Here is a 5112-nt window from a genome sequence, read left to right as displayed (position 1 = left end):
TGCTCAAGTTCAATCTTGCTGATCAGACCTTCACGCAGCAGAGCGATGATCCTGTTACCACTGGCAGAATGGGTAGCAAAATATTCCGAGAAGCTTTTCAGGTTCTCTGGTTCATGTTCAACGAAGCTGATGGCCGCTTTGCCTAAACCGCGAATTTCGTCGTCGTATTCTTGTGCCCCTGTTTCCATCTCATACATTGCCCAGAGCGTCAGAGTCTCGAGTTCTATGAGGGCATTCCGGGGTTGATCTGCTAAAGGCTCGAGCCGGGATTCCGGCAAAGTCGTTTTCAGGCTCTTGAATACCTCTACAATTCGACTGGCCTGTTTAAAAGTCAGTTTGTTTCCGACCATTGCCTGCAAGCGAATCGGTGCAAATTCATCGTCAAAATCGAAAGTCGCAAGCAATGGCGTTGCCTTACCACTTTCTCTCGCCGCATCTGTCAGGCCCAATGCGACTCCGAGGGCTTGTTGTTTGAGAGGGTGCTGCTGAATGAAGGCGGCCATCGCAGCCCGAACTTCTGCCTGCCTCGGTGTGTACTGGAAGGGACCGTCGTCATTTTTGACGGCTTCCCTGGCAGCCTTCAGGACATCCTTCATTCTCTCAATGTCTGCTTTCCTGACTTCAATTTCACTTTCCAGACGGGCCCTTTTATGAATCAGTTGCCGGATCTTGTTGCTAATAACATTACTACTGCCCGGTTGTAACTGTTTGATTTCTTTGTTATGTGCGGTTTTAGCCTGCTCATCAATGTTACCGGGATCTTCAATCTCCTGTTTCTTGCGATCCGGATTCTCTCGTGCATTCTTCTCTTCATGCCGTGTATGGGTCACTTCCATACTTTTCCTGTCCTGCTCACGCAGGAATTCTGTGACCTGAGAGTGCTTTTCTCTGGTTAAAGTCAATTCAGACAATACTTCATTGTTTTCATTGTAAGCTTCCTGAACAACAGCATCTGTTTTGGCTCTCAGTTTCTGAACAATTTTATCTCGACTTTCTCTACTGTCCCCTTGCGGAGAATGTCTGATGTCCTCCACTCGTTCTGGCAGGAAATGTGTAATGTCCTTTACTCGCTCCTGAAGGGGTTGCTCGTCACCTGCAGCCAGATCGAACTTGATCTGAAGTTCTTTCATTGCTTGATTGAGAGCTCTGTCACCTTCATCCGAGATACTTTTCTGGACAGCACGGGTTCCGGCATATAAATATTGTTTGACAAGGATAGCATCCAGTTTTTGATTAGCCGTCTCCAGCTCACTTTCAGCGTCTTCTATTGCTCGCCATGCAGTCGCTACCTCACGATCAAGAACGTATCGGGGTTTGGGTCCGAGGCGAGCTATTTGTCTGTCAAGCTCATTTTCAATGGCTGCGATATGCTCATTGACGTCAGCAACACCTGCTTTGAAAACTTCTTCAGACAGCTGTTGGAGTTTTTTGTTTATTAGAATGTTTTGGTCTTCTATAGTGGCGTCATCTTTATAATTCTCAATGTTGATTTGATGAGCAATTTCATTATTTCTGACTCTTTTGACATCTTTATCGCCATAGACTTCGCCTACTTCTTCCATTAATGCCGAAATTTCGTTGCTAATAGCATACTTGTTGTCAGAAAGGTGAATATCGTCTTCTAATATTATCCCCAGATCATTGGCCAGTTTAGCAAGGAAAGTCCTGCCTCTTTCTTTAGCCGCATTGCTTACAGTGAAGCAGATATGCAGTTTGGCCTCTATCTCTTTAAACAGCTTTATCTGTTGTCTAATGGCTCGCTCATTCGCATCTTCGACATAAAACGTAAGATGCCTTTTAAGATTCTCGTATTTTGTTGCCCTCTGTTGGCTCGCATGTGTAATGTCTTCTTTCCAGAAAGTTTGTACTATCGCATCCAGCATGGAGTCTGATAAATCATTGTTTTCGAGTTTTGTACGAATCCTGTCAAGTCTTGTTGCTTTGTCATCACCTTCATTGACATTGATCCCGAGTATTTCCTCTACGGTTTTCAGTACCACCTGCGCATCTCCCTCTACCCGCTGCCTGCTTGCTGTGATATATGCCTGAATTTTTTTAGAAATGGTGTGACGACGGTAATACACATCGTTCTCACTATTGGCGTAATGCATCTTCAGGGAATTTTCCACAGCAGTCAGTTTCCCAACGACTTCGGGCTTGGCTTTGGGGTGACCTGGTGTTCCGATGTCTTTTAGTTCTTCTTCCAGCTCTTTAAGTTTAAAAAGCTTGAAATAGACTGTTGATTCCAGGGTGTCGCGGTCTTTCAGTCTGGTTTCAACATCACTCAGCTCAATACCAAGAACTGCTGCCAGAGCAACTTTTCTGATCCTTGTGTAAGAATCCTCCCTATTGCGTTGATTGTTCATTTCATAAAGTTTTTGACGCATAACTTCCTCTCTGAGATTCATTCCGGCAAGTGATGCAAGGATGCTTTCTTGTTGAACCTCAATATCTGCGTTGCTATCAAAATTCGGAATCTTCAAATGTGTAGCAATGGTTGCATAGCGGGCTTTGATTTCAGCTTCTTTTCCAGCATCTTTTCTGGTGCTCTGTTGTTGAAGATACAGTTGAAAGAAAAGGGCATCCCTTTGCTTAAGGTGCTGTAGAATGGCCTGGTGACGGGCTTCGAGGTCAGCTTCGTTGTTCGGTCTCAGAGCGAGCTGACCTTCAATAGTAGTCAGTCTGCGCAGGGTCTCCTCGTCGGCCTGTTTTGTCTTGTGTTGAATATGCTGTATTTGCTGTTGAATCGATTGAAAGCGGGCATCCAGATCGTTTTCATCGACCGGGGAAATACCGAGCTGGCCTTCAATGCCTGCCAGTTTTGCTTTTACAGCTTTATGATCAAACTGGCCTGTTGCGGCAATCGCCAGGTTGATTTCATGAATTTTTATACTGATCAGTTCGGCTTGTTTTACCAGTGGCAGAGTATCATCCCAGTCGTCCATACCAAGCTGTGTGGCCAATTCAAGGTTGCGAAGCTTTATAAGCTCATCGTCAATTTCCAGCTTGAGTGGTTGGACTCTCAGTTTTTCCTCATAACTGCCAATGGCTCGCTGTAGCCGTTTGCTTAGCCCGCTGAATCTGCCTTCTCTTTCCTGTAGCTCATCCAGCTCAATTTCCATCTCATGCAGCTGAGTGGTCATGTCACCAATGACTTTGTGAGCAAACTTTGCGCCTTCGTCAAAAGCAAAGCTCTGCATCAGTTCCGCGACCGACTCTACATCTTTGCGAACATTCTGAACAAAATATGGGTTAGTCAGGAGTTCTCTGAGCACGGGTTTGAAGCTGAAGTGTTTTTCCAGTTGAACCTGCATCCAGATTGGCGTAATAACAGATGAAGTGACCCGGATGTGTTTTGTGGTTGAGAATTCAAATTCGTCGGTTTCATCCTGAGCAGCAACGGCCAATGCCTGCCGAAGAGATTCATAGTATGTCAGCGTCGACAGTTTAAATACGTTAAGTTCAGCATCGTGCTGTACAGCCAATTTGGCAGAAAACTCCTCCAGCAGAGCCATCTGCCTGCTTCGAATGATGTATTGGTAGCTTTTGACCTTGTTTCTTTTAATCTTTGTAGTGTAGTCATTATCATTAGCGTCAAATTCTTCCCAGTGCCTTTGGAGGCTCTCCACAAAAGCGACATCGGTCGGATTGTGTTTCTGACCGTGGAAAACAATAATCTCTCCCGGAGCCTCAGTTACTTCCAGTTTCGGATAACCCTCAGGAACTGGATAAACCTGTGTGTTGTCCTCGACGTGTACAACATATCCGACGGGTTTCTGGTACGACAACAGATCATCCAGAGCTTCCTGTTGTAAATTTTCCCCCAGAATATGGACCTGGGTATAGGCAGAGGTGGCCGCTGCGAAAAGCACCTCATCATTGACAAAGAGCGACTGACCCAGACGCTGCAGTTCAGGAGGCTGATCGCTGGCAGCGATAAGACGCATGAAGGTGCGCCCGTTCACTTCAACTTCCTTTACCCTAATAGTGGCAAGGACGTCATAGTGATCAGTTGAACGAAGGCTTCCTCCTCTTTGATTCGCACCTTTGAGCACCCCGACTAGTTGTATGGGGCTGGCGACTCCCGTTAAAGGTTCTAATTGCAGGTCGTCACCTAATTGAGCACGAACTGCTGCCACTGAATCAGGGTCGGTCATCCCGCTTCTGACTTCAATGAGCAGTTTTTTGTCTTTCAGGCAATGCGTGAACCTGAATACCTCCTCAGCACCGACCTTCAGGACTTTGGTGTATTTCTCAGCAATGTCATGCTCGTCTGTTTCAAACAGGTTAACAGTGGAAACACCACCCTCAATACCAGAAAGAACGTCTGTGAAGCCTGCGGAAGGAACATCATTACCCACTCTGGCTTGAGTCTGAACAGGGTAGGTGGTGGTAGATTTGGGTATTGGCTGACGGGCATCACCGAAAGTTGACTTAAGCAGAACCTCATTCTGGGTAATAATCGCTTGTCCACTGCCCGAAAAATCAACAGAATGTGTCTGTAGCCTTCGCGCGGCCAGTGCCTGTGTAGTAATAATGGAAGAGCTAATGGCAATGGTCACTGCAATGCTTAATGCATTGGGGCGAGTATATGTCATTTTACTACCTCAGAGCCGGGTACTTCTATTACCGCGAAAAGCGATGGCCACATCGGGTGAGGAAGAGGGTTTCCAATCGCTCGCGGCTGTCAGCGGGTCATGGCTGCAGGTAGAAATCTTGATTGTGGGGTATTTCTTTTAATGACCATGAACATTCTGATCATCGCCCTGTTGCCAATCATAGAAGGCACCCGGAGTGTAGGAGTACGGAGTGCTTTCTGCATGGGAGAATGACCATTTAGGCACATTGTCCTTGAAATATTTCTCCCAGCCATTCTCAAACATCTTCATGGTTCGATCACGTCGTTCACGGAACTGAAGATAATTCTCGTTTCGTGTCCAGCCATACATCACGTTGTTTGCTTTAACTCGGCTGACATACTCTTCATCCGTTTCATTGAAGCGTTGGGGCGTGGCAATGGCAGTTCGTTTCAGATAGTCCGCTTCCGTTTCGCCCACGCCTCTCCAACGATTGATTTTGTCAAGACTGCGGCCCAGAGGTCCGCCCAGCCAT

Annotated in this window: 2 protein-coding genes; both read right to left on the bottom strand. The window is 46.4% G+C overall.

Annotated elements, in window-relative coordinates:
• A partial coding sequence (locus tag KDK17_RS17450) for a hypothetical protein (RefSeq protein ID WP_257288677.1) occupies window positions 1-4598 on the bottom strand: 4598 nt, incomplete at its 3' end.
• Window positions 4599-4736: 138 nt separating this feature from the next.
• Window positions 4737-5112 (bottom strand): hypothetical protein (locus KDK17_RS17445; RefSeq protein ID WP_257288676.1); only part of this gene is annotated, 376 nt, incomplete at its 5' end.

The organism is Endozoicomonas sp. SESOKO2 (assembly GCF_024606245.1).
GTDB lineage: Bacteria > Pseudomonadota > Gammaproteobacteria > Pseudomonadales > Endozoicomonadaceae > Endozoicomonas_A.
Note: the sequence above shows the minus strand (reverse complement) of the source record. Positions and strands in the feature narration are given on the sequence as shown.